This window comes from Myxococcus sp. AM010 (assembly GCF_013372585.1).
Taxonomy (GTDB): domain Bacteria; phylum Myxococcota; class Myxococcia; order Myxococcales; family Myxococcaceae; genus Myxococcus; species Myxococcus vastator.
Genome location: NZ_JABXEO010000267.1, coordinates 1 through 288, shown reverse-complemented (window position 1 = coordinate 288; position 288 = coordinate 1). Strand labels below are relative to the sequence as shown.

The following is a 288-nucleotide window of genomic DNA, read 5'->3' as shown; positions in this document are numbered from 1 at the left end:
CCGGCCGGCCTTCATCAACTCGACGACCCGCTCACGGAACTCCGGCGGGTATGGGGGGCGTGACTTCGGCATCGTGGGACCCTTTTCGCACAGCGGGTGGGACTCCACGAAACCGGGGTAACTTCAGCGCTGCGGGCGTGCGCGGGCACCGGCTGGCGCGACAGCGTGCCGCACGCGCGGCACTCCAGGGCGTGGCTGCGGTACTCGGTGACGACGGCCGACAACGGCGGCACTTCCACTACCTGGTGGCGGCGCGGCTCGCAATCTCTGCCCTCCAACCGGTGCCCG

At 70.8% G+C, this 288-nt stretch carries 1 pseudogene; it reads right to left on the bottom strand.

Annotated elements, in window-relative coordinates:
- Positions 1-125 precede the first annotated feature (125 nt).
- Positions 126-288, bottom strand: a pseudogene (locus HV826_RS36620) (IS66 family transposase); the annotation flags it as partial.